Below are 26,217 nucleotides of genomic sequence, written 5' to 3'. Positions count from 1 at the left end.
TATATCCTTCTTTGGGCTCACAATTATGGGAAGATGCGCAGCGGGGCAATCGCACTTTTATGTCGCGGAGTTTCCTGTTCGCGTCAGGCGGTTCGTTTCGGCGTGAAAAATGACGCAAAAATCTGGGACGCGTCGCAGAAAGCACGGGCAATGGGGGCATCGTGTATAGTAGACTTGGCCCAACGAGGAGAACGCAGATGCCGGACACGATCAAATTCAAACTGGATGGCCGCCAAGTAGAGGCGCAAGAAGGCGAAACAATCTGGTCCGTTGCCGCCCGCGAGGGTGTCGATATTCCGCATCTCTGCCATAAGCCTGCGAAGGGTTACGCGCCCGACGGGAACTGCCGCGCCTGTATGGTTGAAATCGCCGGAGAGCGTGTTTTGGCCGCGAGTTGTATTCGCAAACCACAAGACGGCATGGAAGTAACCACCGCAAACCCGCGCGCAGAGAAGGCGCGTAAAATGGTTATGGAACTGCTGGTTGCCGATCAGCCCGCCCAAGATATCGCCCATGACAAATCATCCGATTTCTGGGAACAAGCCGCAGCGCAAGACGTAACCGAGAGCCGCTTTCCCAAGCTTGAAAAGCAACGCGTTCCGCTTCTGGATAGTTCGCATGTTGCGATGAACGTTAATCTTGATGCGTGCATTCAATGCGGTCTTTGTGTGCGGGCCTGTCGGGATGTGCAGGTAAATGACGTGATCGGCATGTCGGGACGTGGCCATGATGCCTATCCGACCTTTGATCTGGCCGATCCGATGGGGGATAGCACCTGTGTTGCCTGTGGTGAATGTGTTCAGGCATGTCCGACGGGCGCGCTAATGCCCGCAACTGTTCTGGACGATGCGCAGGTCGGCGATTCCGCTGATTATGATGATGAGGTCGCAAGCGTTTGCCCGTTCTGTGGCGTGGGTTGTCAGGTTTCGCTTAAGGTCAAAGACGGGCGCGTAAAATTTGTCGAAGGGTTGGACGGGCCAGCCAACGAGGGGCGTTTGTGTGTAAAGGGGCGGTTTGGGTTCGATTACATCCACCATGCGCACCGCCTGACCAAACCCCTTATTCGCCGCTCGGACGCGCCAAGCAAGGCGTTGGACGTCGATCCTGCGAACCCGTTTACGCATTTCCGCGAAGCATCATGGGGCGAGGCGCTTGATGTTGCTGCGCAAGGGTTGGCAAAGTTGCGTGATGAACATGGCGGTAAATCCGTTGCCGGATTTGGTAGTGCGAAGTGTACCAACGAAGAAGCCTATCTGTTTCAGAAAATGATCCGTCAGGGATTTGGCCATAACAACGTCGACCACTGTACACGGCTGTGCCACGCGTCCTCGGTTGCGGCATTGATGGAGAATGTGGGCTCTGGCGCGGTAACGGCGACATTTAATGAAATCGAGAACGCGGATGTCGCGATCGTTATTGGTTGCAATCCCGCAGAAAATCACCCTGTCGCGGCGACCTATTTCAAGCAGTTCGTTAAGCGCGGCGGCAAGCTTATCGTCATGGATCCGCGTGGTCAGGCCCTAAGCCGTTTCGCAACGCACATGTTACAATTCCGGCCCGGAACGGACGTGTCGCTGTTGAATGCGCTTATGAACGTTATCGTCGAGGAAGAGCTTTTCGACGCGTCCTATGTGGCCGATATGACCGAAAATTGGGAAGCGCAGAAAACCCACCTCGCCGGATTTAAGCCCGAGGATATGGCAGAAATCTGTGGCATTGACGCGCAGACGCTGCGCGAGGTTGCGAGGTGCTTTGCCAATGGTAAGGCGGGCATGATTTTCTGGGGAATGGGGGTAAGCCAGCATATCCACGGTACGGATAACTCTCGGTGTCTTATCTCGCTCGCTCTGATGACTGGCAACGTTGGTAAATCAGGCGCGGGGCTACATCCGTTGCGTGGCCAAAATAATGTGCAGGGCGCATCGGATGCGGGTCTAATCCCAATGTTTTTGCCCGATTATCAGAGCGTCACGGACGATGGCGTGCGCTCTGCGTTTACCAAAGTATGGGAAAGTGGCGATTTCAGCGCCGAGAAAGGCCTAACTGTCACCGAGATCATTGATGATATCCATGCGGGCAACACGCGCGGGATGTATATCCTTGGGGAAAATCCCGCGATGTCCGATCCGGACGTTGCACATGCGCGCGAAGCGCTGGCCAAGCTTGAGCACCTTGTGGTTCAGGACATATTCGTTACCGAAACCGCGAACTATGCCGATGTCATCCTTCCCGCGAGCGCATTTGCAGAGAAAACCGGAACCGTGACCAATACCAATCGGCAGGTTCAAATGGGACGACCAGCCGTTTCACCTCCCGGTGAAGCCAGAGAAGACTGGTGGATCGAAGTTGAACTCGCCAAGCGTTTGGGCCTGAATTGGACCTATACCCATCCAAAACAAGTGTTCGCGGAAATGGCGCTTAATATGGAAAGCCTCGCGAATATCACTTGGGATCGACTTGAGACCGAGAATGCCGTGACATATCCGAGCCTCTCGCCAAGTGACGCAGGGCAGGCGATCGTGTTTGGCGATGGTTTCCCCCGCGACAACCTCCGTGCGCGCTTTACACCCGCCGAAGTTATCGCCCCCGATGAAGCCCCCGATGCGGAGTATCCAATGATATTGACGACGGGACGGCAACTTGAGCATTGGCATACAGGTTCGATGACGCGGCGAAGCGTGGTTTTGGATGCCGTGGAGCCAGAGGCAAACTGTTCGCTTCACCCCAAGACGTTGCGGGCGCTGGGCGTAGAAGCGGGCGAATTTGTGCAACTTACCACGCGACGCGGAACCGTGCAGCTTATGGCCCGAGCAGACCGCGCGGTTGCCGAAGATATGGTGTTTTTGCCATTTGCGTTTGTCGAAGCGGCGGCAAATATCCTGACCAACCCTGCGATTGATCCTTACGGAAAAATTCCTGAATTTAAATTCGCCGCCGTGCGCGTTGAAAAGGCGCAAGAAATCGCGGCCGAGTAGAAAATCCTCGCGACAATTTGACTGAGTCCGACTTGGATTCTGCTCAAAAAGCGTGTCTAAAGCGACAGAACTCGCGAATTGCTACGTATTAGTAGCAGTTTGGTGCAAGCACCTTAGTTGAATTTTGAGAAACGCGGAGCGAGGACAATGAGAAATGACTGGGATGACCTACGCACGGTTTTATACATGGTGCGTCATGGATCGCTCACTTCTGCTGCCCAACATCTTGGCGTGAATTACACGACCGTTTCACGCAGGATCGCGCATGCCGAAGAGCGGTATGGCGTCCGCATGTTTGATCGGTTGTCATACGGGTATGTCCCCACACATGCAGGCCGTGAGGCCGCGAGCTTTGCTGAGCAAATGGAGATGTCGGAGTCCGAATTTCGCCTAAAGGTCGCGGGGCGAGATGCCGAGCTTTCCGGTGATCTAAAGGTGACGGTGCCCAAGTTGCTCGTCGGAGCACTTGCAGGCGTTCTGGATCAATTCTTGGTCGCGCACCCGAAGGTAAATCTCTCTATTCTCGCGAGTGACGAGGTTCTGAACCTCAACTTGCGCGAAGCCGACCTTGCCGTTCGCGTAAGTAATTCCCCCGGTGATACGCTGATGGGGCGGCGACTTACGGGACAACATATTGCAGCGTTTTCCACGGCCGAAGTGAATGCGCGCATCGAGGCCGATCCGCATAAGCATATCGAGTGGCTTGGCTTTTCGACTGGATCATCGCCAAACCCTACGGCACCTACTCAGTACCCTTTAGGGCGCGTTAGGCTCGCATTTGATGATCTCTCGGCGCTTGTTGATGCTGCGCGCGCAGGGCTTGGCGTTGCGCGGCTGCCTCTGTTTTTGGGGCGATCCGCTGGTCTTGTGATGGCAACGCGTATACCGCCTGAACCATTTCAGGATATTTGGACCGTGGCGCATCGCGACCTCTGGAGCAACGCCAAAGTTGTTGCCTTTAGGGAGCTACTCGTTGCTTATTTTCGCGAACACCGCGCAGAGTTTGAGGTCTAGTCCCAAGTAACATCGCCAAGGAAAATATACCCCGCTCCGTAGATCGTTTTGATAAGTTGCGGGTTTTTCGGGTCTTCGCGCAACTTTGTCCGAAGGCGAGAAATGCGCACGTCCATTGCGCGATCAAAGCTTTCACCCGCAGTCCCGCCGAGGTTTTCTTGCATTTGCGCGCGTGAAATCAGCCGCTTTGGACTGTTCAGGAACATCCTCAAAACCTCTCCTTCGGCGTGTGAAAATGGCGTTTCGGTGCCGCTCGAATCTTTGAGGATATAGCTATCGAAATGGGCGCTCCAGCCAGAGAAATGCGCTGTTTCTGAAGGTTTTCCAACGGGTTTGACGTGCCGCATCCGCGCGCGTACCCGCGCTACCACCTCTGAAGGGGCGAAAGGTTTGATGATGTAATCGTCGGCCCCTAGCTCAAGCCCCGTAACGCGGTCCTGAACCTGTGCGCGACCGGAAATGATGATGATCGAAGCGCCGCTTTCGAGTGCCAGCCGATGCACTAGCGCCAGTCCGTCTTTGTCGGGAAGCCCAAGATCGACAAGGCAAACCTCAGGTGATGTTGTCTTTAGCGACGCCTCGAACTCCGTTGCACGCGCGAAAGTTGCGGTGCGATATCCCGCGTCATTCAATGCGTCCGCAAGCATTTGCCGGATCTCTGGTTCATCATCCAGAATTGTCACGAGAGGTTTGGTCATTTCGTTTCCTTGGAGGCCAAAAACGCAGCCAATGTGGCACTATTGAAGGGCTTTTGCAGTACGGGATAGCGCGAAGCGGCCAGTTGGTGGAGTGGGTCACTTGGCGGCAAGGACGTCATTAGGAAGCTTGGTGCCTCCATTCCATTCCGTTCAAGTCCATCCATAAGATCAATACCGGTTTCGGTTCCGCGCAGCGATATATCCGAGAGGACCATACCGATACCCGAAAGGCTAGCAAGTTCGAGCGCCTCTGCGGCGGTTTCGGCCTCAATGACCGTATGTTTGTGCACCATCAGCATGTCCCGAACCGAAGAGCGAATCTCGGGTGAATCTTCGACGAGCAAAACGAGCGTTGGACTTGGCACCTCTGGGACGGGGCGCAGGGGCAGGCGGATTGTGACTTCTGCGCCATGGTCCGTATTCGCAAGCGAAACTTGTCCGCCAGAGAGCTTGGTCAGATCATAGACCATCGAGAGACCAAGTCCCGATCCTTCGCCGCCCTTGGTGGTAAAAAACGGGTCTAACCCGCGTGAAAGCGCTTCTTCTGAGAAACCTCCGCCGGTGTCTGTTATCTGGATTTCCAGCCATGTGTTCTTTTCCGAGCGGGCCGTGATATTGATCGAACCACGCGTATCACCAATTGCATCGCGTGCGTTCAGTATCAGGTTAAGGAGCGAGTCTTGAAGCGAGCCGGCGTCCAGCATAATCGGGTCGATCAGCCCTGAATGGCTTATGACCAACTGTACATCGTCAGGCAGGCTTGGAGTGGCCAGAACTTCGAGATCTCGGAGGAGCGCGGGCACATCGCAGGGCGCGGGGTGAAGTGGCCGCGGGCCAGAAATCTTACCGATTTTATCCAACAGAACACCACCACGGCGCGCCGCACCTTGGGTTGCGGCAACGAGTTCCTGTGCTCCATTGGGGAGTGGCATGCGGGATAACTTTGCCTGCATCCCCATAATGATTGTCAGAAGGTTCGCGAAATCATGCGCCAAACCTGATGTCATCTTGGCGGCGAGTTCTTTCTTGTGAGTTTGCGAAAGGGCTGCGCGGGCTTGGGCCTCTTCTGTGATGTCCATCGAAAGGATATACACGCCCGTGATCGTTTCATCGCGTATGTCAGGCGTAAATGCGACCCTAATCCGCCTAGAGGATAGGATGTCTGTGAACTCAAAAACCGATGCTTGTCCATTCAGGGCCTGTAGCAAGTATGGCTCGGTTTTCTGGAACGCTTCCTCGCCAAGCGCCTCACGCATATGCAAGCCGCGAATTTCGTTCGGCCGTCCCGGCATCACCGAGGACAGTCGACGGTTGGAATATGTATAGCGCCCATCGGGATCGAGGTGCGCGATGTGGGCGGGCATCATCTCGGTTGTGAGGCGGGTTCGAGCCTCTATTTCGGTCAATTCGCGTTTGGCCTGCTCCAGCGCCGTGATGGTTGCGGCAAGCTCTCGGTTGGTAGATGCCAGTTCCTCTGAATGGCTAAGGACCTGATCCGACAGCGTTTCTGAGCGCGCTCTTAGGAGGGCTTCTTGTCGCTTGATCGGGGTGATGTCGGTATAGACGGCAACCCAGCCACCTTGGGGGAGTGGCGCGCCTTCGATCGAGACAACGTCGCCATTGGGGCGGGTTCGTTCGATATAGTGCGGCTCAAATGCGCGGGCGACGTCGACGCGCTCTTTGACGAAGCTTTGGATGTCCTCAACTTGGCCATATTCTTCGCGTTCGGTTAGGTAGAGAATTGTATCCTCAAAATCGGCACCCGCAGTAACCAATCGCTCTGGGAGCGAGAACATCTCTTGAAAGCGCGTGTTGCAAACCACCAGTTTCAGATCAGCATCATAGATCGAAAGGGCCTGTTGAATAAGGTTCAAACCGGCCTGAGTATATCGCGCAGTTGAGGATTTCGATTGCAGCATACCCTATAGCTATCAGGCGAAATCGCTCTCGGAAAGCCAAAACGAAGGCCTGTTACAATTCGAAAGAATTCGGAAATAGTCAGGAAAAAATTGACCCGTAGCCAAAAAGAGCCACGCTATAGCGAAGAAAAGAATCGTAGAGGCGATTGTGGCCGTCGGGGGGAGCTGACGGCAGGGAGGAAATGAGTTGGTTAACCGGAATTCAGCGACCGACACGGCCGCTGCGCAAATGCAGTCTATTCCAGCGCTTCTGGCGCGGAATGCCAAAACATATGCTAGCAGCCCCGCATTCCGCGAAAAGGAATTCGGCATCTGGCAGACCCTGACTTGGGCCGATGTCGCCGAGAACGTCGAGGCGTTGGCATTAGGTTTGCTAAACTTAGGGATCAATCGCGGCGATTTCATCGCGATCATCGGGCGCAACCGTCCCAGTCTTTACTGGTCGATGGTTGCAGTCCAGTCAGTGGGTGCAATCCCCGTCCCGCTTTACAATGACGCCAATGCCGAAGAAATGGCCTATGTTCTAGAGCACTGCGGCGCGCGCATGGCGATCACGGGCGATCAGGAACAAGTCGACAAGGTCATAGAAATCCAAGAGGGCCTGACGAAATTCGAGCACATGATCTATCTCGATCCGCGCGGTTTGCGGAAATACGATCATAAACGGCTCCATGCGTTCTCTCATGTGATGGAGCAGGGGCGTGCCGCATATGATGAACTGAAGCGCGAGCTTGAAAAGCGCACCGCCGAGCTCAATTACGACAGCACCTGTGTCATGCTATATACATCCGGCACTACGGGTAAGCCAAAGGGCGTGGTACTCTCGAACCGGAATATCATCGAAAGCTCCAAAGCGTCGTCCGAGTTCGACAATCTGACCGTTGATGACGAAGTGCTGGCATATTTGCCGATGGCGTGGGTCGGGGACTTTATTTTCTCGATTGGACAGGCTTTCTGGACGGGTTTCTGCGTAAATTGCCCAGAGAGCCCCGAAACCATGATGACGGATTTGCGAGAAATAGGGCCTACTTACTATTTTGCACCGCCTCGAATTTTTGAAACCCAGCTTACCAATGTCATGATCCGCATGGAGGACGCAGGTAAGTTCAAGCAGTGGCTTTTCCACACGTGTATGGCGCTGGCCAAACGAGTAGGCCCCTCAATTCTTGATGGGAAAGAAGTGAGCGCGCTTGATAAGTTCAAATACGGACTGGGTAATTTTCTGATCTATGGTCCGCTGAAGAATACGCTCGGATTTAGCCGCGTTAGGGTCGGTTATACTGCTGGCGAGGCAATCGGCCCCGAGATTTTCGAGTTTTATCGCTCTCTTGGGATCAACTTGAAACAACTCTATGGCCAGACAGAGGCCAGCGTTTTCATCACCCAGCAGCCAGACGGCGAAGTGCGCAACGATACTGTGGGCGTCCCGAGCCCCGGCGTGGAAATTCGGATCGCGGATTCAGGAGAAGTTTTCTATCGCTCACCCGGTGTTTTCGTTGAGTATCTGAATAATCCAGAAAGCACCGCCGATACCAAAGATGCCGAAGGATGGGTCGCGACGGGCGATGCTGGCTTTATCGAAACCAAGTCAGGGCATTTGCGGATTATTGATCGCGCCAAAGATGTTGGGAAAATGGCCAGCGGAGCAATGTTTGCGCCAAAGTTCGTTGAGAACAAGCTGAAGTTCTATCCAAACATCCTTGAGGCGGTGGTCTTTGGTGCGGGGCGCGAAATGTGCACTGCGTTCATCAATATTGATCTGACGGCTGTCGGGAACTGGGCCGAGCGCAACAACATTGCGTATGCGTCCTATCAGGAATTGGCGGGGCATCCCCAAGTATTAGAGACTATTCGCGCCCACGTGACCGAAGTGAACAGAAGCGTTGCCGAAGATGAGATGCTCTCGGGGTGTCAAATTCATCGTTTCCTTGTCCTGCACAAAGAGCTTGATGCGGATGACGGTGAAATGACGCGCACACGCAAAGTTCGCCGTCGGATCGTCGAAGAGAAATTCAACGATTTGATCACGGCGCTTTACGATGGTTCGGACGAAATCTTTACGCGCACCGAAGTGACTTACGAAGATGGTCGCAAGGGCGCGATCAGTGCGACGCTGAAAATACTGGATGTGGATGTGCAGCCCACAAGTGCAAAGGTGGCCGCAGAATGAAAGACATGACCGAAGGATACACAACCCCTGACGGGCGTCACATCGGTGGCGTCATGATGGAGATGAAGAACATCACTCTGCGCTTTGGTGGCGTGGTCGCGATTGAAAACATCAGCTTTGACATCCGCGAAGGTGAAATTCGCGCAATCATCGGCCCGAACGGTGCGGGTAAGTCGAGTATGCTCAACGTCATTTCGGGCTTTTACAATCCGCAAGAGGGCGACGTCCTATTCCGTGGCGAAAAACGCCCTCAGATGCGCCCATATAAAGTCGCCAACATGGGCATCGCACGCACATTTCAGAACATCGCCCTTTTCGAGGGAATGAGCGTTCTGGATAACGTGATGACTGGGCGCCTTACCCATATGAAACCGGGAATTTTTCGTCAGGCGCTTTGGTGGGGTGCTGCGGAGAAAGAAGAAGTCGCGAACCGCGAGAAGGTCGAGGAGATCATCGACTTTCTTGAGATTCAGAACATCCGCAAAACGCCAGTTGGCCGCTTGCCTTATGGCCTTAAGAAACGGGTTGAACTTGCCCGTGCTCTGGCCGCTGAACCTAAGCTCCTGCTTTTGGATGAGCCAATGGCCGGTATGAACGTCGAAGAAAAAGAGGACATGAGCCGTTTTATTCTCGATGTGAACGACGAGTTCGGAACGACAATCGCGTTGATCGAGCACGACATGGGGGTCGTTATGGACCTGTCGGATCGGGTTGTCGTGATGGATTACGGCAAGAAGATCGGTGACGGCACCCCTGATGAAGTTCGCAACAACCAAGAAGTGATCGACGCATATTTGGGAGTGGCTCATGACTAACTTCAACAGCCGGAAAATTCTGACGGAGGTGCGTGATGCCTGAACAACTTCTTTGGGCGGCCGAAGCCATGATGAATGGTCTGATGGCGGGGGTTCTCTATGCGCTTGTGGCATTGGGCTTTGTTCTGATCTTCAAAGCGTCAGGCGTGTTTAACTATGCGCAGGGCGTGATGGCTCTGTTTGCGGCGCTTACGCTCGTTGGGATTATGAACGGTCAGGTGCCGTTTGCGCATTTGATTAATGCCGTGTTTGGCACTGAAATCCACCACTTTGGATGGCACGTTCCAGCGATTATCGCGATTATCTTGACGGGTTTCGTCATGGTCGGGCTGGCAATACTGGTCGAGAGGTTTGTGCTTCGGCATCTTGTTAATCAGCCAGATATCATTCTGTTCATGGCAACGATTGGCCTTGCGTACTTCATGGAGGGCGTGGGCGATTTGATGTGGGGTTCCGAGATCAAAACGCTTGATGTCGGCCTTCCGCAGGGGATCTCGGAAACGATCGACGAGGCGACCTATAACTGGTTTGGCTATGGCTTCTTTATCGACAGGCTCGATATCGTCGCGACGGTCATTGCTGCGCTTCTTGTCGCAAGCCTCACGATCTTTTCGCAATACTCCAAGCAGGGGCGCGCATTGAGGGCCGTTGCCGATGACCACCAAGCGGCGCTTTCGGTTGGCATTTCGCTTCGGTTTATCTGGATCCTCGTTTGGTCGATTGCCGGTTTTGTTGCGCTTGTTGCGGGAATGATGTGGGGCGCTAAATCTGGCGTTCAGTTCTCGCTCTCGCTGATTGCGCTCAAAGCGCTTCCGGTGCTGATGCTCGGTGGGTTCACGTCCATTCCTGGCGCGATTGTCGGTGGCTTGATTATCGGGGTCGGAGAAAAGCTCTTTGAATTCTCGATTGGTCCGATGGTCGGTGGCGCGACAGAGAACTGGTTCGCTTACGTGCTTGCGCTGGTGTTCCTTGTATTCCGTCCACAGGGCCTGTTTGGCGAAAAAATCATCGAGAGGGTGTGAGTTATGTGTCTCTATTATACCCTAACTAGATCACAAGGAGGTTTCTGATGCTGTACCGTGAAGCCGGCGATTTCAAAACCACCTACACCGAAGACAACCAGACTTTTCCGATCAAGTTCGATCGTATTGGTTACTATGCTGTGATGTTTGTGGCGTTCCTTGTGGTGCCATTTTTCATCAACGACTACTGGGCCAGCGCCGTTTTCGTGCCGTTCCTGATCTATGCAATTGCCGCGCTTGGGCTGAATATCCTTGTGGGTTATGCGGGGCAGGTGAGCCTTGGTACTGGCGGTTTTATGGCGGTGGGGGCCTATGCTTGTTACAAGCTGATGACCGCATTTCCAGAGGTTTCAATCCTGATCCACGTTGTGCTGGCGGGGGGTATCACAGCTATCGTTGGCGTGATCTTTGGCTTGCCCAGTTTGCGGATCAAAGGGTTCTACCTTGCGGTTGCAACCCTCGCGGCGCAGTTCTTCCTCGTTTGGCTCTTTAACAAGGTGCCGTGGTTCTACAACTATTCAGCCTCGGGTCAGATTTCCGCACCAGAGCGTACAGTTTTTGGCATCGAAGTGACGGGCGCAAATACAGACGCTTGGGCCAAATATCTGGTCTGCCTGATCTTCGTGACCGCCTGTGCTTGGCTTGCGCGCAACCTTACGCGTGGAACGACAGGGCGCACATGGATGGCGATCCGCGACATGGATATCGCCGCCGAGATCATCGGGGTAAATCCGCTGCGCGCCAAGCTGACGGCTTTTGCAGTGAGCTCGTTCTTTGTCGGGATTTCAGGTGCCTTGTTCTTTGCGGTTTATCTTGGGTCGGTCGAAGTGGGCGAGGCCTTTGGTATCAACAAAAGTTTCCTTGTGCTGTTTATGATCATCATCGGCGGCCTTGGAAGTATTTTCGGAAGTTTTGCGGGCGCGGCCTTCATGGTTCTTATGCCTGTATTGCTCAAGAACATCCTTGTTGGAGGACTGGGATGGCCAACCGATATCGCGGCGCACTTCGAGCTGGTGATCGTCGGGGCGCTTATTATTGGCTTCTTGATTGCCGAGCCACACGGCCTTGCACAGCTATGGCGAGTGGCGAAGGAAAAACTAAGATTGTGGCCCTTCCCGCACTAGCGGGGCGGCGCAAAATGATCGGGGATCAACCTCGGCATATTCGAACATTGTATCCTAGGGAGGACCTAAAACGATGAAATTGAAACTAGCAACATGGGCCGTGGCCGCGACGATGACTGCCGCTGCGCCCGCTATGGCGGATCTTGTGTTCCCGTCGCTTTCGTACCGTACCGGCCCATATGCCGCCGGTGGTATTCCGTTCGCCGATGGCTATGCGGATTACTTCACACTTTTGAACGAGCGCGATGGCGGCATCGGCGGAGAGATGGCCAACGTTATTGAATGCGAGACGGGCTATAACACCGAAAAAGGCGTCGAGTGCTATGAGAGCACCAAAGGCGAAGGCTCGTTGATTTATCAACCGCTCTCGACAGGTATTACATATCAGTTGATCCCCAAAGTAACGGCCGATGGTATCGCGCTTCATACGATGGGATATGGCCGTACATCCGCCAAGAACGGCAAAGTCTTTAGCAATGTATTCAACTATCCTGCGAACTATTGGGATGGTGCTTCGGTTGCTGTGAACCACCTGCTTGATTTGAACAGTGGTGACCTGAACGGCAAAACAATCGCGCTTGTCTATCACAACTCTGCCTACGGCAAAGAGCCGATCCGCACGCTTGAAGAACTCTCAGCCAAGCATGGTTTCGAGCTAAGCTTGCTCGCCGTTGACCATCCAGGCCAAGAGCAGAAATCTCAATGGCTTCAAATTCGCCGCGAGAAGCCTGATTATGTTCTGATGTGGGGCTGGGGCGTGATGAACCAAGTCGCGATTCAGGAAGCCGCGAACATCCGTTTCCCGATGGAGAATTTCATCGGCGTTTGGTGGTCCGGTGGTGAGCATGACGTGATTCCCGCGGGTGATGGCGCGAACGGTTATAAGGCTGTTACGTTCCACAACGTCGGAAGCGACTTCCCTGTGTTTGAGGACGTGCAGAAGTACGTGGTCGATACAGGTAAAGCGGCAGGCAACGGCGACCAAATCGGTACGGCGGTTTATAACCGTGGTTTCTATGCGGCGATGCTCGCGGCCGAAGCTGCTTTGAATGCGCAAAAGATCGCAGGCAAATCAGACATCGACGCGGCGGATATGTTGAAAGGCATGGAGAGCCTTCAAATCACCGAAGAACGCATGATCGAACTGGGCATGCCGAACTTTGGTCCGTCGTTTGAAGTGACTTGCGAAAACCACGGTGGTCCGGGCCTTGGCGCGATCCAACAGTGGGATGCAGCGGCCAAAGAATGGTCCCTCATCAGTGATTTTGCACCGTCCGACAGCGAGATCCTCGACAAGCTCATCGAAGAAGATTCCATGGCCTATGCCGCGGAAAACAACATCGAAGTGCGTTGTAACTAATACCTCCCTGCCCCTGGCTGCGCGACTATTTTGCGGCCAGGGGATTTTATCCAAGAAACGGTGAAGTCAATGCTGGACGCCACACTAAAACGCGAAACCCTCCTTGAGGTGAACAACATCGAAGTGATCTACAATCACGTGATCCTCGTGCTTAAGGGGGTGAGCCTGTCTGTGCCCAAAGGTGGCATCACCGCGTTGTTGGGTGGTAATGGCGCTGGCAAGACGACCACGCTAAAGGCGATCTCGAATCTGCTTCATAGTGAGCGCGGCGAGGTGACCAAAGGGTCCATCAACTATCGTGGCGAACGCGTACAGGATCTTGCTCCGGCTGATCTGGTGCAAAAGGGCGTTATTCAGGTCATGGAGGGGCGGCATTGCTTTGAGCATCTGACCGTCGAAGAGAACCTGATGACCGGCGCCTATACGCGCAAGGATGGCAAAGGCGCGATCGCTGCGGACCTTGAGATGGTCTATAATTATTTCCCCCGCTTGCTCGAAAGACGCAAAAGTCAGGCGGGCTATACTTCTGGCGGCGAGCAGCAGATGTGCGCGATTGGCCGCGCCCTGATGAGCCGCCCTGAAACGATCCTGCTTGATGAGCCCTCGATGGGTCTTGCGCCGCAACTCGTGGAGCAGATATTCGGTATCGTAAAATCGGTGAACGAGAACGAAGGCGTTAGTTTCCTTCTGGCCGAGCAAAACACCAACGTCGCTCTGCGGTTTGCGCATTACGGTTACATTCTGGAAAGCGGGCGCGTCGTTATGGACGGACCCGCCGATGAACTGCGCGAAAATCCCGACGTGAAAGAGTTCTATTTGGGCATGTCAGACGAGGGCCGCAAATCGTTCCGCGATGTGCGCAGTTATCGCCGCCGTAAACGGTGGTTGAGCTAATGCGAGGAAGCAGCATGTCGTATTTCGACACATTGGAAACACGCTCCGCTGACGAGCGCGCCGCATGGATTGAGTCGGTACTTCCGAAACAGATCGCACATGCCAAGGACGCGCCGGCAATCGGCAAACTCTTGGTCGATGTGGATGCAAAACAGATTGCGTCGGTTGCTGATTTGGCGCGCCTTCCTGTGATCCGCAAGTCAGAGTTGGTGGCGGGGCAGTCTAGCCATGCGCCATTTGGCGGCTTCACGGTTTCTGGCGCATCCAGTTTTCAGCACATATTCCAGAGCCCCGGCCCGATATATGAACCCGGAGGAACCGCGCATGATTGGTGGCGCATGGGGCGTTTTCTTCATGCGGCGGGAATTGGTGAGGGTGATATCGTCCAGAACTGTTTTGGCTATCATCTGACGCCTGCTGGCATGATCTTTGAGAGTGGCGCACGTGCGGTTGGTGCCGCTGTCGTTCCGGCAGGCACTGGCCAGACCGAGCTTCAGGCACGCGCGGCGCATGATATTGGCGTAACGGCCTATGCCGGAACTCCGGATTACTTGAAGGTCATTCTGGACCGTGCCGAGGCCGATGGGCTTTCGCTCCAAATCAAGCGCGCAGTTGTTGGGGGTGGGGCGTTGTTCCCGAGCCTCAGACAAGAATACGCAGATCGCGGGATTTCTTGTCTGCAATGTTATGCCACCGCCGATCTGGGGAATATCGCTTACGAAAGCGCGGCAATGGAAGGGATGATCGTTGATGAGGGTGTGATTGTCGAAATCGTCACCCCCGGAACGGGCAATCCCGTGCCGCATGGAGAGGTCGGCGAGGTCGTGGTGACAACACTCAATTCTGACTATCCGTTGATACGCTTTGCGACCGGAGATATGAGCGCAATCCTGACAGGCGAAAGCCCCTGTGGACGGACGAATACGCGTATCAAAGGTTGGATGGGGCGTGCGGATCAAACCACCAAGATCAAAGGGATGTTTGTCCGCCCCGAGCAGGTCGCCGATTTCGTTGCCAAGCATAGCGAAGTGATAAAGGCGCGTGTAACTGCTTCGCGTGCGCACGAGAGCGACGTAATGACAGTGCAGGTTGAGGCAACAAACGCTGATCCAGACGCCTTGTCTGCAAGCATTGCCGAGACATTAAAACTGCGCGGGCATGTCGAGATTGTCGCCCCGGGATCCCTGCCGAATGACGGCAAGGTTATTGATGATCAGCGGAGCTATGAATAACCCTAGGCTTGCTTGCTCGAAGTTCCGTAGAGCGCACGCGCCTGCTTATAGCTCATAAGTTTGCGCTCTTTTTCATCCCAAAGCCGAAGCTTCACACAGGCGATGCTTTCGCGGATCGTCAGCTTTTGCTTTTGATCTAGGTCTGGGTGATCGCGCATCACCTCGGTCAAGCGATAGAACGGAATGCGTGAATAGAGATGGTGCACATGATGCAGGCCGATGTTGGCCGTCATCCATTGCAGTACTGCGCCAAGTTCATAGTGTGAGCTGCCGTGAAGCGCGGCATCATGCATCTCCCAATCTTCTTGAACATCCCAATGGGTGTCCTCAAACTGGTGTTGCACATAAAAGAGCCAAACGCCGCCCATAGCCGCCAAAAGGCTCGTTGGGAGGAAGATCATGAGGATGGGCGCCCAGCCACCGAAATAGAGGATCAGCCCGAGGATCGCGGCGATTGCCACATTGGTCCCCATGGCGCTTGTCCAGTATTTGCGTGACTTCATAAAGCCAACGGGCAAACGGTACTGAAGGAAAAAGATATACGCAGGGCCAATAAGGAACAGCACAATCGGGCTGCGATAGAGACGATAGATGAATTTGCCCCAAGCAGAGCGCGCATTATATTCGGAGACGGTAAGGGTCATGATATCGCCCATACCGCGCTGATCGAGATTCCCCGAAGCCGAGTGGTGAATCGAGTGTGTGCGCTTCCAGACATCATACGGGGTCAGCGTTAGAACGCCCAATGCGCGACCGACCCAATCGGAAACTTCGCGGTTCGCGAAAAACGCCGCGTGTCCGCAATCGTGCTGAATGGCAAAGAGCCGCACGAGGAACAAACCATTCACCAACGCAATCGCCGCCGCCAGCCAAGGGCTGACAGAAAGAGCGAGCCACGCCAGCGCCCAAAGTGCAAAGAACGGCACAAGCGTCACCGCAAGCTCGAATAGCGAGCGCCACAAGATTGGCTCGCGGTACTTCGCAAGGATTCGAAGCCAGTCTCGAGACTTCTCGACCGTGGCCGAAGAAGTGGGCGTTTCGCCCTGCGGTACTGGCTGCGAAGCGAGTTTGTTCATGAGGTGTCTCTTTTGTTTCTATGCTTGGACGGAGCCTATTGCGGGTGATCAAGCAATGCCAACAAAACTAGTAGTTGACGTTGCGGAATCCTTTATCCCGCTGGGCAAAAAAAAGCCGCCTCGTAAAAAGGCGGCTTTCTTAATGATGTTTCGTAGGGTTTAGCCCTGGCGCGCTTTGAAGCGGGGCTGCGTTTTATTGATAACATAAACGCGGCCCTTGCGACGTACTACGCGGCAGTCGCGATGACGGTTCTTGAGCGAGCGGAGCGAATTCCGAACTTTCATGGCCTTCTCCTTTTATCGCGGCGCGTGGCGCCTCGGGTTACAACAAGCCCCTTGCGGAGCGATTTTTTGGGTCATCGTCCGATTTCTCGGAAGCGATGGTGGGCACGACTGGGTTCGAACCAGTGACCCCTTCGATGTCAACGAAGTGCTCTACCACTGAGCTACGCGCCCAAACGATTACGATCAATCACGCCCTAAACAAATAGGACGCGGAAAAACCGCGTCGACTGGCGCTGTCTATAAAAGGAGTCGAAGCGGTGTTCAAGGCCTTTGGTGACGAATTATTTGCGTCTATAGTGATTGTAACGGAGAGCCCTGATGAACAAAATGCCTTTTACGCTCAAAATACCTGAATCGAGGGATACTTCGGTCGTATTTGCGTCGCCTCATAGCGGCCGAGAGTATGGCCGGCGCTTTCTTCGCAAGTCGATTCTGGACGAGCAAATGATTCGGACCTCCGAGGATGCCTTCGTTGATTTGCTGTTTGATTCCGCGCCAGAGCACGGCGCGGTCTTTCTTGCGGCGAATTTTCCGCGGGCGTTTGTGGATTTGAACAGAAATGCGGATGAGCTTGATTCGGCGTTGATTGACGGAATCAAGAAGTCCGCGCCAAATCCGCGGATCGCATCTGGGCTTGGCGTGGTGCCGAGGGTGGTTTCGGGAGGGCGACCGATCTATCGCGGCAAAATCCCGCAAGAGGAGGCCTCGACCCGTATCGCCGAATATTGGCGACCCTATCATGACACACTCTATCAGATCATGGCCGACAACCGCGCCAAATTTGGCGAAGCGATTCTTGTGGATTGTCATTCCATGCCCCACGAGGCGCTCGATGGTTTGGTGCGTTCGGGAATGCGCCGACCAGAAGTTGTGCTGGGTGACCGTTTTGGGGCTTCGGCGGGGGATCATATTGTTTCCGAGATCGAAGATATTTTCCGTCGCCACGGCCTTACCGTCGCGCGCAATACGCCATTCGCAGGGGCATATATCGCCAAGCGCTATGGCCGCACCAACATCAACCAGCATGCCGTTCAGATCGAGATTGACCGCTCTCTCTATATGAACGAGCAGCTCATCCGGCCCAATGGCAACTTCGACACGTTCCGTAGCATGATGCAGACCATTACCCGTGAAATCGCAGCCATCGGACGCAAGGATGTGCAATTGGCGGCGGAATAGTCACCGCAGAGCGCGCCCTTTGACGATTGCATCTTTGCCAAATCGAGCACGAATTTCGTCGGTTGCACGCTCGGCGCGGCTTCGCTTTTCTGCGTCAGGATCGAGAAGGTCGCCAGTCAAATCCGCGTTGCCCTGTGGAACGAGGTTGCTGATACCGACGCCGATCAAACGATAGGGCTGATGATTTTCGATTGAGTCAAAAAGGCCGCGCGCGGTTCGGTAAATCTTGTCGGCGAATTGTGTTGGATCCCGAAGCGAAACGCGACGCGACAATGCAGTGAAGTCCGCGCGTTTGAGCTTGAGGGTTACAACCCGCCCCGCCAGCTCCCGAGCTTTGGCGCGGTCACTTACTTTCTGAGCCAATCGCCAGATATGACCGTCGAGCAAATCTACATCGGTGATATCTTCGAAGAAGGTGGTTTCGTTAGAAATAGATTTGATAGGGGCATTGTTGGAGACTCGTCGATAATCCTGCCCCCGCGCCAAATGCCAAAGGCGCTCGCCCATGCTTCCAAAGCGTTCATGCAAATCTTCGCGGCTCCAGCGCAAGATGTCGTCAAAGGTCCGCAAGCCAGCCTTTTCAAGAGACACCTGAAATGCTGGACCTACGCCCCAGATGATGCGAACGGATTTGCCGGCAAGGAACTGCGGCGTCTCTTTCTTGCCGATCACGGAATATCCGCGCGGCTTGTCCATATCGCTTGCGACTTTGGCGAGGAATTTGTTGTGCGAGAGCCCGATTGATCCGGTCAAGCCGAGTTCCTCATCCATGCGTTTTACCAGCCGCGCGAGCATCACAGCAGGCGGATGACCGTGCAATCGTTGGGTGCCCGAAAGATCAAGAAAGGCCTCGTCCAAGCTGAGCGGTTCGATCTTGGGCGTTAGCTCATCCATCATTGCGCGAATGGCGCGGCTCGCTTCTACATAGGCATCCATGCGGGGCTTCACGACTTCGGCCTCGGGACAAAGCTTTAACGCCTGAAACATCGGCATCGCCGAGCGCACACCCTTAAGGCGCGCGATGTAACAGGCCGTCGAAACCACGCCCCGCTTGCCCCCGCCGATGATAACGGGCTTGTCGCGCAACGCGGGATTATCGCGTTTCTCGACGCTTGCATAAAATGCATCGCAATCCATATGCGCGATCGACAGATCGAAAAGCTCCTCATGGGAAAAAATGCGCGGACTCTGGCACGCTGGACAGCGCCGCAACGGCGTTGCAGGCGCATCAAATTCGGCCAAACATTTTCGACAAAGAGCGGGCATAGATCTAAATTAGCTCTCCGGCTGGAATTACACAATGTGCTGGTGCGAGTGGATTTTCCGATTATGCTATAGCTTAACAGTATATTTTGAACCCAGTCGAAAGAGCGTATTCATGAATTTAGAGCAATTTATTACCGAGTTGTTGAGCGGCAACCTTGTTGTGCTGGCATTGGTGGCGCTCATTGTTGTTGCCATTTTTAAGGGCGTAAAGATCGTTCCCCAATCCGAGAAATACGTGGTTGAGCGGCTGGGAAGATTGCAGAAGGTGCTTGGACCTGGGATTAACTTTGTTGTGCCGTTTCTGGATGTCGTGCGGCACCGCATCTCAATTCTTGAGCGCCAGCTTCCGAGTGCGTCGCAGGATGCCATTACTGCGGATAACGTCTTGGTTCAGGTCGAAACGAGCGTTTTTTATCGGATTACCGAACCGGAAAAGACAGTGTATCGCATCCGCGATGTGGATGCCGCGATTGCAACAACCGTCGCAGGGATCGTGCGGTCAGGTATCGGGCGTATGGAACTTGATGAGGTACAATCGAACCGTCAGGAGTTAATCGCGCAGATTAAAGTTCAGGTTGAGGATGCCGTGGATGATTGGGGCATCGAAGTGACCCGCGCTGAAATTCTTGATGTGAACCTCGATGAGGCTACCCGCGAGGCGATGCTTCAACAGCTTAACGCTGAGCGTGCCCGTCGTGCGCAAGTTACCGAAGCCGAAGGCAGCAAACGGGCCGTCGAGTTGAACGCCGACGCCGAGTTATATTCCGCAGAGCAGGCCGCCAAGGCACGTCGTATTTCCGCGGATGCCGAAGCCTATGCCACCGAAGTTGTCGCCGCTGCGATCAAAACGAACGGTATTGAAGCGGCGCAGTATCAAGTTGCCCTCAAGCAGGTAGAGGCGCTGTCTCTGATGGGCAAGGGCGATGGGAACCAGACGATTTTATTGCCGTCGAGCGCAATCGAAGCATTCGGTGAGGCATTTAACCTACTGAAGGGCAAATCCTGATGAGTTGGATGGATTGGTGGCTTTGGATGGCCGGCGGGATTGTTCTGGGGATACTCGAGATACTCGTCCCCGGTTCGATCTTCCTTGGCTTTGCGATTGGCGCGATATCGATTGGCGCATTGCAACTGATCGGGGTGCCGCTGGGTGGCATCTATACGGTGCTACTGATTTGGGCCGTTATTTCGGCAGTCGCATGGATTGTACTGCGCCGCGTGCTCGGAGTGCGTCGCGGTCAATCCAAAACCTTTGACCGCGACATCAACGATTAGATGTCTTTAAGCTCATCCAGAATGCCGCGCGCGGCGGCGGCTGGATCGGATGCTTGCCAAATTGGGCGGCCAACCACGATGTGATCGGCGCCGTCCGCGATAGCTGTGCGAGGGGTCGCGATGCGTTTCTGATCACCAGAGGCGGAACCAGTCGGGCGAACACCGGGGGTTACGATCAGGCGACCCTCTGCTTGGGGAAGAGCGCGGATGAGTTTTGCCTCTTGTGGGCTTGCGATAACACCATCGGCGCCAGCCTCAAGTGCTTTGGCTGCGCGCTCCACAACAAGTTCTTGAACATCACCAGCCTTCATAAGTCCTGCATCAAGGTCCGCGCGGTCAAGCGATGTCAGGATCGTCACCGCGAGAATTTTCAGGTCACTCCCTGCTTTGCCTTCGCCCGCTGCGCGCACTACATGGGGGTCGCCGTGAACTGTTAGGAAATCAAAGTTATACTGCGCAATTCCGCGAACTGCCGCTTCGACTGTGGCGCCGATGTCAAAGAACTTCATATCAAGAAATACGCGTTTTCCGTGCTCTTGCTTAAGCTCATTCGCGAGCGCAAGGCCTCCACCCGTCAACATGCCCAACCCGATCTTGTAAAAATCCACAACGGGATTGAGCTTTTCGCAGAGGTCCAGTCCCGTCACGACATTAGGGACATCGAGGGCAACAATTAAGCGATCATCGGACATGGACATTACTCCTGTTGGCAAAGGTTTGCCCCTCTTACGCGCCTCGCGGTGTGGCATCAAGCGCAGCGTGAATAATTGCACGTCCGATCTTGATAACATCCACTTCACGCCCCATTTTATTCTCAGGCCTCACAGGACCGTGCTGCAATGGCGGGCGGTTCAATCAGAGGTGCTTAGAAGGAGACCAGAATGAATTTAGAAAAGTTCACCGAACGGTCGCGTGGGTTTGTCCAAGCGGCCCAAACAATCGCTATTCGCGAAAACCACCAACGGCTCACACCGGAACATTTGCTCAAGGCATTGTTGGATGATGAGCAAGGATTGGCGGCTAACCTGATTTCCGCCGCTGGCGGGAAGCTCCCCCTAATCGAAGAATCTCTAGCTGCCGCGCTCGGAAAAATTTCGCGCGTGTCCGGAGATGCTGCGCAAGTTTATCTTGATCCGCAAACCGCGAAGGTTCTGGCAGAAGCAGAGAAGCTTGCCAAAAAAGCAGGCGACAGCTTCGTCCCAGTGGAGCGTGTTCTTACGGCGCTTGCGATCACCAAATCCAAAGCCAAAGACGCATTGGAAGCGGGTGGCCTGAGTGCGCAGAAACTGAACGAAGCCATCAACGATGTTCGCAAAGGTCGTACCGCCGACAGCGCGAGCGCCGAGGATAGTTATGACGCGCTCAAGAAATACGCGACCGACCTGACCGAGGCTGCTGAGATTGGGAAAATCGACCCTATCATTGGGCGTGACGAAGAAATTCGCCGCACAATGCAAGTTCTTAGCCGCCGCACCAAGAACAACCCTGTTCTGATCGGCGAGCCAGGTGTCGGTAAGACCGCCATCGCAGAAGGACTCGCGCTCAGGATCATCAATGGCGATGTGCCAGAGAGTCTGCGCAATAAGAAACTCATGTCGCTTGATATGGGTGCCTTGATTGCAGGTGCGAAATACCGTGGTGAATTCGAGGAACGTCTCAAGGCGATCCTGAACGAAGTCACTGCCGCCGCTGGCGAAATCATCTTGTTTATCGATGAGATGCACACGCTCGTTGGCGCGGGTAAATCGGACGGTGCGATGGATGCAAGCAACCTTCTCAAGCCTGCTTTGGCGCGGGGCGAGTTGCACTGTATCGGCGCAACCACGCTTTCGGAATACCGCAAGCACGTTGAAAAAGATGCTGCCCTTGCGCGTCGGTTCCAGCCAGTAATGGTCGAGGAACCAACAGTTGAGGACACGATCTCGATCCTGCGTGGTATCAAAGAGAAATATGAGTTGCACCACGGTGTTCGCATCACCGACAGTGCGCTTGTTGCCGCGAGTACGTTGAGCCATCGGTATATCACCGATCGTTTCCTGCCGGACAAAGCTATTGATTTGGTCGATGAGGCCGCAAGCCGTTTGCGCATGGAAGTGGATAGCAAACCCGAAGAGCTGGATACGCTCGACCGCGATATCTTGCAAAAGCAGATTGAGGCAGAGGCATTGCGCCTAGAGGATGACAAATCCAGCCAAGATCGGCTCGAGAAGCTTGAAGTAGAGCTTTCCGAACTTCAGGAACGTTCCGCAGTGATGACCGCCAGTTGGCAGGCTGAACGCGATAAGTTGGCGAATGCGCGTGACATCAAAGAGCATCTGGATCGCGCACGAGCCGAGCTTGATATCGCCAAACGCGAGGGGAATCTCGCTAAGGCGGGTGAGCTTTCATATGGCGTGATCCCTGATCTTGAGAAACGTCTGGAAACAGCCGAAGCCAACGAAAGCGAAGCGATGGTTGCCGAAGCCGTGCGGCCAGAGCAGATCGCAAGCGTGGTTGAGCGTTGGACAGGTATTCCGACCTCGAAAATGCTTGAGGGCGAGCGCGAGAAACTTCTCCGTATGGAAGAAGAACTTGGCGGTCGTGTGATCGGTCAGCGTGCTGCGGTGCGGGCTGTTTCCAATGCAGTGCGTCGTGCGCGTGCAGGTCTGAATGATGAGAACCGCCCACTTGGGTCTTTCTTGTTCCTTGGGCCGACCGGTGTCGGTAAAACCGAGCTGACCAAAGCAGTCGCAGAGTTCCTCTTTGACGATGACAGCGCGATGGTGCGTATCGATATGTCCGAGTTCATGGAGAAACACGCGGTTGCCCGCTTGATCGGTGCCCCTCCGGGATACGTGGGTTACGACGAAGGTGGCGTTTTGACAGAAGCCGTGCGGCGCAAACCATATCAGGTTGTGTTGTTCGACGAAGTTGAAAAGGCCCATCCCGACGTATTCAACGTACTTCTGCAAGTGTTGGACGACGGTGTGCTGACCGATGGTCAGGGTCGAACAGTTGATTTCAAGCAAACGCTTATCATTCTGACATCGAACCTTGGGGCGCAAGCGCTTAGCCAGCTTCCCGATGGCGCAGATGCAAGTGATGCGAAGCGTGATGTGATGGACGCTGTTCGTGCGCACTTCCGGCCCGAATTCCTGAACCGTCTCGACGAGACCGTGATCTTTGATCGGCTCGGACGCGACGATATGGACGGCATTGTGGACATCCAGCTTGGTCGTCTTGCCAAGCGTCTGGCGCGGCGTGATATCAACATCACGCTCGACGAGGATGCCCGCAAATGGCTTGCTGATGAGGGATACGATCCCGTGTTCGGTGCGCGCCCACTTAAGCGGGTTATTCAGCGCGCGGTTCAGGACCCATTGGCCGAGTTGATCTTGGCGGGCGATGTGGTCGAAGGCGATACCGTGCCCGTTTCCGCAGGTGCGGATGGTCTGATCATCGGCGATCGGGTTTCAACCTCCAGTCGTGAACGCCCGAGAGATTCAGTCGTTCACTAAAATAAGTCCCGTCCGCATGTGAGGGCGGGTCACTCCATGGCTCGATTGAATTGCTAGTTGCACCACGGGTTTTGTGCTCCAATACTGTGCAGAGTATTGGAGCACTTTTTTATGATGAGATATATGGAACTGGCCGGAAAATCGCTTGAGGTTCTGGCGTTGTTGTTTGTGCTGTTGATAGGAGTCTGCGCGCTTCTGATCACGGCGATGTTCATTGTGGATCGGCTTCAGAAAGAAGACGCCATTCGCCGCAATTACCCAGTGATCGGCCGCTTCAGACATTTGTTTACCCAGCTAGGGGAATTTTTCCGCCAGTATTTCTTTGCGATGGATCGCGAGGAGTTACCCTTTAACCGAGCGCAACGGGATTGGATCGAGCGCGCTTCTCAGGGATCGAGTAATACCGTGGCCTTTGGGAGTACGCGCAACCTTGGAATCGTGGGAACGCCAATCTTTGTGAACGCGGCTTTCCCTCCTCTTGAAGGACAGGCCGCCGAGTCCGAGCCCTTGGAAATTGGGCCCTATGCGCGAAACCCTTATCTGGCGCCGTCCATCTTTAATATTTCAGGTATGAGCTATGGCGCATTGTCCAAGCCCGCGGTAAGCGCGCTTAGTCGCGGTGCGGCAGAGGCGGGAATTTGGTTGAACACAGGGGAGGGCGGCGTTTCACCGTATCATTTTGAGGGTGGTTGCGACATCGTGTTTCAAATCGGAACGGCGCATTATGGGGTACGGAACCCTGACGGCACCCTGAGCGATGAACGGCTGCGCGAGTTGGGGGAGCATCCACAGATCAAGATGTTCGAACTTAAGCTCGCCCAAGGTGCCAAACCGGGAAAGGGAGGGATTCTTCCTGCAGCAAAGGTAACACCAGAAATTGCCGAGATTCGCGGTATTCCTGTTGGCCAAGCGAGTATCTCTCCTAATCGGCACGCGTCTATAGATAGTTGGGCCGACCTGCTTGATAGTATCGGGCATATTCGTGAAATGACTGGCAAGCCGGTCGGTATCAAGACGGTCGTTGGTCATCCCGAGGCAATCGAAAACCTGTTTCAAGAAATTCAACAGCGTGGACCGGAATCGGCGCCAGACTTTCTCACCATTGATGGCGGAGAAGGCGGTACGGGTGCTGCGCCGATGCCATTGATTGATTTGGTCGGAATGTCGATCCGAGAGGCGCTTCCGATTGTATCGGCAATGCGTGATATGCATGGTCTTAAGGATCGTATCCGCTTGATCGCAAGCGCGAAGCTTGTGAATCCAAGCGATGTTGCTTGGGCAATCGCGGCAGGTGCGGATTTCGTGACCTCGGGCCGTGGATTTATGTTCAGCTTAGGCTGCATTCAGGCGCTGAAATGTAATCGGAACACCTGCCCGACGGGGATCACAACGCACGATCGCCGCCTTCAGCAGGGATTGGTTCCAGAAGAGAAATACAAAAAGGTTGCGCGCTATGCGAAAGGGATTATTCACGAAGTCGAAGTGATTGCTCATTCGCTCGGTGTGTCCGATCCGCGCCAAATTCAACGCAGTCAGGTACGTCTGGTTATGGCGGATGGCTCAAGTAAGCGCATGAGCGAGATTTACCCCAACGTTGTTGAAGAGAATCGCGACAAGATTCAGGAGTGAAGTGCGGACGGCCTTCGCGCCGCACTTCTCAACCTCTTACTCAAGCAAGCCGACGTTGATGCCGAAGGTTGCCGCGCCAATTGGTTCGCCCGTATCGGGATCGGCAATGGTTGTGGAAACCTGCACCAGATAGACGCCCGTGCTTTCGTCCAATTCAATCTCGCTAAAATGGACCGCGCCGAGACCTTTATTGAATGTCTCGGTGAACTTTGCTTCGTCACCTTGCCAATAATCAGACGTGGTATTGCTCATCGCGACATTCAGCCCCTTCGCATCCATCAGGATAACTTCGGAGACAATACCATCGAGAGATTTCTGCTTGCGCATGAAGTATTTTGAGATCGGTTTCGCTAGCATCCGCGTTTGGAGGGGGGCATCCTTGGTGCCAATTTCGGAACGCCACTCCTCATCCATGCTCGCAATATCCGCGGCGCTCAGCCGTGAGTGTACCGAATTTTGCGAACGAAGAGCCTCAATCACCAGAGAGTCAGTGATCCAACTATTCAACTCACTATCAAGCACCGCTTGAAGTGTCCCTTGATTGTCAATCGCAAGCGCAGAATGAGGCGCAAGGCCAAGCGCGACGATAGCAGAGAGGATAATGCGTTTCATTTGAGTTCCTTGATTCTGAAAGTACAGGCTCAAATAAACACGCGCTTCCTAATTGAATCCTAACAAGGCCACGTAATTTATGAGGCATTTTAATGGTTTCGCCCTCAATACGCGGGGGTTTTGTTTCAAATTGTCACGAATATGCATGGTAAAGGTAACGAGGTGGAAACATCTT

The 26,217-nt window shown here is 54.3% G+C and carries 21 protein-coding genes and 1 tRNA gene; 14 read left to right on the top strand and 8 right to left on the bottom strand.

The features are described 5' to 3' along the window. Positions 1–197: 197 nt before the first annotated feature. Together fdhF and ACFE33_RS00840 are read left to right on the top strand one after the other, a co-directional pair. Positions 198–2,975: a formate dehydrogenase subunit alpha gene (gene fdhF / locus ACFE33_RS00845; RefSeq protein WP_380055628.1), complete on the top strand. Its 2,778-nt coding sequence runs from the start codon at positions 198–200 to the stop codon at positions 2,973–2,975. A gap of 147 nt (positions 2,976–3,122) precedes the next feature. Further along, the gene (locus ACFE33_RS00840) at positions 3,123–3,989 is read left to right on the top strand and encodes a LysR family transcriptional regulator (protein WP_380055625.1); all 867 of its coding nucleotides are present in this window, start codon (positions 3,123–3,125) and stop codon (positions 3,987–3,989) included. Here ACFE33_RS00840 and ACFE33_RS00835 read toward each other — a convergent pair. Further along, entirely contained in the window at positions 3,986–4,687 is a 702-nt protein-coding gene (locus ACFE33_RS00835; RefSeq protein ID WP_380055622.1) for a response regulator transcription factor, read from the bottom strand. The two genes, ACFE33_RS00840 and ACFE33_RS00835, sit on opposite strands and share 4 nt — an antisense overlap. Then, positions 4,684–6,606, bottom strand: coding sequence for a PAS-domain containing protein (locus ACFE33_RS00830; RefSeq protein WP_380055619.1), 1,923 nt, complete (start codon positions 6,604–6,606; stop codon positions 4,684–4,686). Before ACFE33_RS00830 ends, ACFE33_RS00835 begins: the two co-directional genes overlap by 4 nt. 229 nt (positions 6,607–6,835) lie before the next feature. Here ACFE33_RS00830 and ACFE33_RS00825 point away from each other — a divergent pair, with 229 nt between their 5' ends. The 7 genes from ACFE33_RS00825 to ACFE33_RS00795 all read left to right on the top strand — a co-directional run bounded on the left by ACFE33_RS00825 (position 6,836) and on the right by ACFE33_RS00795 (position 15,223). After that, on the top strand, positions 6,836–8,776 hold the full coding sequence (locus ACFE33_RS00825) for an AMP-binding protein (protein ID WP_380058619.1): 1,941 nt from the start codon (positions 6,836–6,838) through the stop codon (positions 8,774–8,776). Further along, the gene (locus tag ACFE33_RS00820; RefSeq protein WP_380055616.1) at positions 8,773–9,591 is read left to right on the top strand and encodes an ABC transporter ATP-binding protein; all 819 of its coding nucleotides are present in this window, start codon (positions 8,773–8,775) and stop codon (positions 9,589–9,591) included. The genes ACFE33_RS00825 and ACFE33_RS00820 overlap by 4 nt, the downstream gene beginning before the upstream one ends. Positions 9,592–9,626: 35 nt before the next feature. Then, positions 9,627–10,613: a branched-chain amino acid ABC transporter permease gene (locus ACFE33_RS00815; protein WP_380055613.1), complete on the top strand. Its 987-nt coding sequence runs from the start codon at positions 9,627–9,629 to the stop codon at positions 10,611–10,613. Positions 10,614–10,660: 47 nt separating this feature from the next. Beyond that, on the top strand, positions 10,661–11,737 hold the full coding sequence (locus ACFE33_RS00810; protein WP_380055610.1) for a branched-chain amino acid ABC transporter permease: 1,077 nt from the start codon (positions 10,661–10,663) through the stop codon (positions 11,735–11,737). A 73-nt stretch (positions 11,738–11,810) separates the two neighbouring features. Then, positions 11,811–13,097, top strand: a complete 1,287-nt coding sequence (locus ACFE33_RS00805; protein ID WP_380055607.1) for an ABC transporter substrate-binding protein — start codon at positions 11,811–11,813, stop codon at positions 13,095–13,097. Between the two features lie 69 nt (positions 13,098–13,166). Continuing rightward, entirely contained in the window at positions 13,167–13,991 is an 825-nt protein-coding gene (locus tag ACFE33_RS00800) for an ABC transporter ATP-binding protein (RefSeq protein ID WP_380055604.1), read from the top strand. 14 nt (positions 13,992–14,005) lie between these two features. Continuing rightward, entirely contained in the window at positions 14,006–15,223 is a 1,218-nt protein-coding gene (locus ACFE33_RS00795; RefSeq protein WP_380055603.1) for a phenylacetate--CoA ligase family protein, read from the top strand. A 2-nt stretch (positions 15,224–15,225) separates the two neighbouring features. Here ACFE33_RS00795 and ACFE33_RS00790 read toward each other — a convergent pair whose 3' ends face one another. The 3 genes from ACFE33_RS00790 to ACFE33_RS00780 form a co-directional block, all read right to left on the bottom strand. Further along, positions 15,226–16,299 (bottom strand): fatty acid desaturase, encoded by a 1,074-nt coding sequence (locus ACFE33_RS00790; protein WP_380055602.1) that lies wholly within the window; start codon positions 16,297–16,299, stop codon positions 15,226–15,228. Between the two features lie 159 nt (positions 16,300–16,458). Beyond that, positions 16,459–16,584: a type B 50S ribosomal protein L36 gene (gene ykgO, locus ACFE33_RS00785; protein WP_008282420.1), complete on the bottom strand. Its 126-nt coding sequence runs from the start codon at positions 16,582–16,584 to the stop codon at positions 16,459–16,461. Between the two features lie 96 nt (positions 16,585–16,680). Continuing rightward, positions 16,681–16,755 (bottom strand) — tRNA-Val (locus ACFE33_RS00780). A gap of 147 nt (positions 16,756–16,902) precedes the next feature. On the opposite strand from ACFE33_RS00780, the gene ACFE33_RS00775 reads away from it, so the two are divergent. Then, complete coding sequence (locus ACFE33_RS00775) at positions 16,903–17,763, top strand: N-formylglutamate amidohydrolase (RefSeq protein ID WP_380055598.1); 861 nt, start codon at positions 16,903–16,905, stop codon at positions 17,761–17,763. Here the strand turns inward: ACFE33_RS00775 and ACFE33_RS00770 are convergent, their stop codons facing one another. After that, on the bottom strand, positions 17,764–19,029 hold the full coding sequence (locus tag ACFE33_RS00770) for a DNA polymerase IV (protein WP_380055595.1): 1,266 nt from the start codon (positions 19,027–19,029) through the stop codon (positions 17,764–17,766). It abuts the gene before it with no gap. A gap of 112 nt (positions 19,030–19,141) precedes the next feature. On the opposite strand from ACFE33_RS00770, the gene ACFE33_RS00765 reads away from it, so the two are divergent. Further along, a complete protein-coding gene (locus tag ACFE33_RS00765) occupies positions 19,142–20,035 on the top strand; it encodes an SPFH domain-containing protein (RefSeq protein WP_380055593.1) in 894 nt (297 codons plus the stop codon). Further along, on the top strand, positions 20,035–20,304 hold the full coding sequence (locus tag ACFE33_RS00760; protein WP_380055590.1) for an NfeD family protein: 270 nt from the start codon (positions 20,035–20,037) through the stop codon (positions 20,302–20,304). Before ACFE33_RS00765 ends, ACFE33_RS00760 begins: the two co-directional genes overlap by 1 nt. Here the strand turns inward: ACFE33_RS00760 and pyrF are convergent. Beyond that, on the bottom strand, positions 20,301–20,996 hold the full coding sequence (pyrF, locus tag ACFE33_RS00755) for an orotidine-5'-phosphate decarboxylase (protein ID WP_380055587.1): 696 nt from the start codon (positions 20,994–20,996) through the stop codon (positions 20,301–20,303). The two genes, ACFE33_RS00760 and pyrF, sit on opposite strands and share 4 nt — an antisense overlap. A 189-nt stretch (positions 20,997–21,185) precedes the next feature. Between pyrF and clpB the strand changes: the two genes are divergently transcribed. Beyond that, positions 21,186–23,801, top strand: a complete 2,616-nt coding sequence (clpB, locus tag ACFE33_RS00750) for an ATP-dependent chaperone ClpB (protein ID WP_380055585.1) — start codon at positions 21,186–21,188, stop codon at positions 23,799–23,801. Positions 23,802–23,924: 123 nt separating this feature from the next. Next, positions 23,925–25,430 carry an FMN-binding glutamate synthase family protein gene (locus ACFE33_RS00745; RefSeq protein WP_380058617.1) on the top strand — a complete coding sequence of 502 codons (1,506 nt, stop codon included), beginning with the start codon at positions 23,925–23,927 and terminating at the stop codon, positions 25,428–25,430. 36 nt (positions 25,431–25,466) lie between these two features. Here ACFE33_RS00745 and ACFE33_RS00740 read toward each other — a convergent pair whose 3' ends face one another. Then, positions 25,467–26,042: a PDC sensor domain-containing protein gene (locus tag ACFE33_RS00740; protein WP_380055582.1), complete on the bottom strand. Its 576-nt coding sequence runs from the start codon at positions 26,040–26,042 to the stop codon at positions 25,467–25,469. Positions 26,043–26,217: the final 175 nt, after the last annotated feature.

The organism is Falsihalocynthiibacter sp. SS001 (genome assembly GCF_042445055.1).
In the GTDB taxonomy this organism is placed as follows: Bacteria; Pseudomonadota; Alphaproteobacteria; order Rhodobacterales; family Rhodobacteraceae; genus Falsihalocynthiibacter.
Note: the sequence above shows the minus strand (reverse complement) of the source record. Positions and strands in the feature narration are given on the sequence as shown.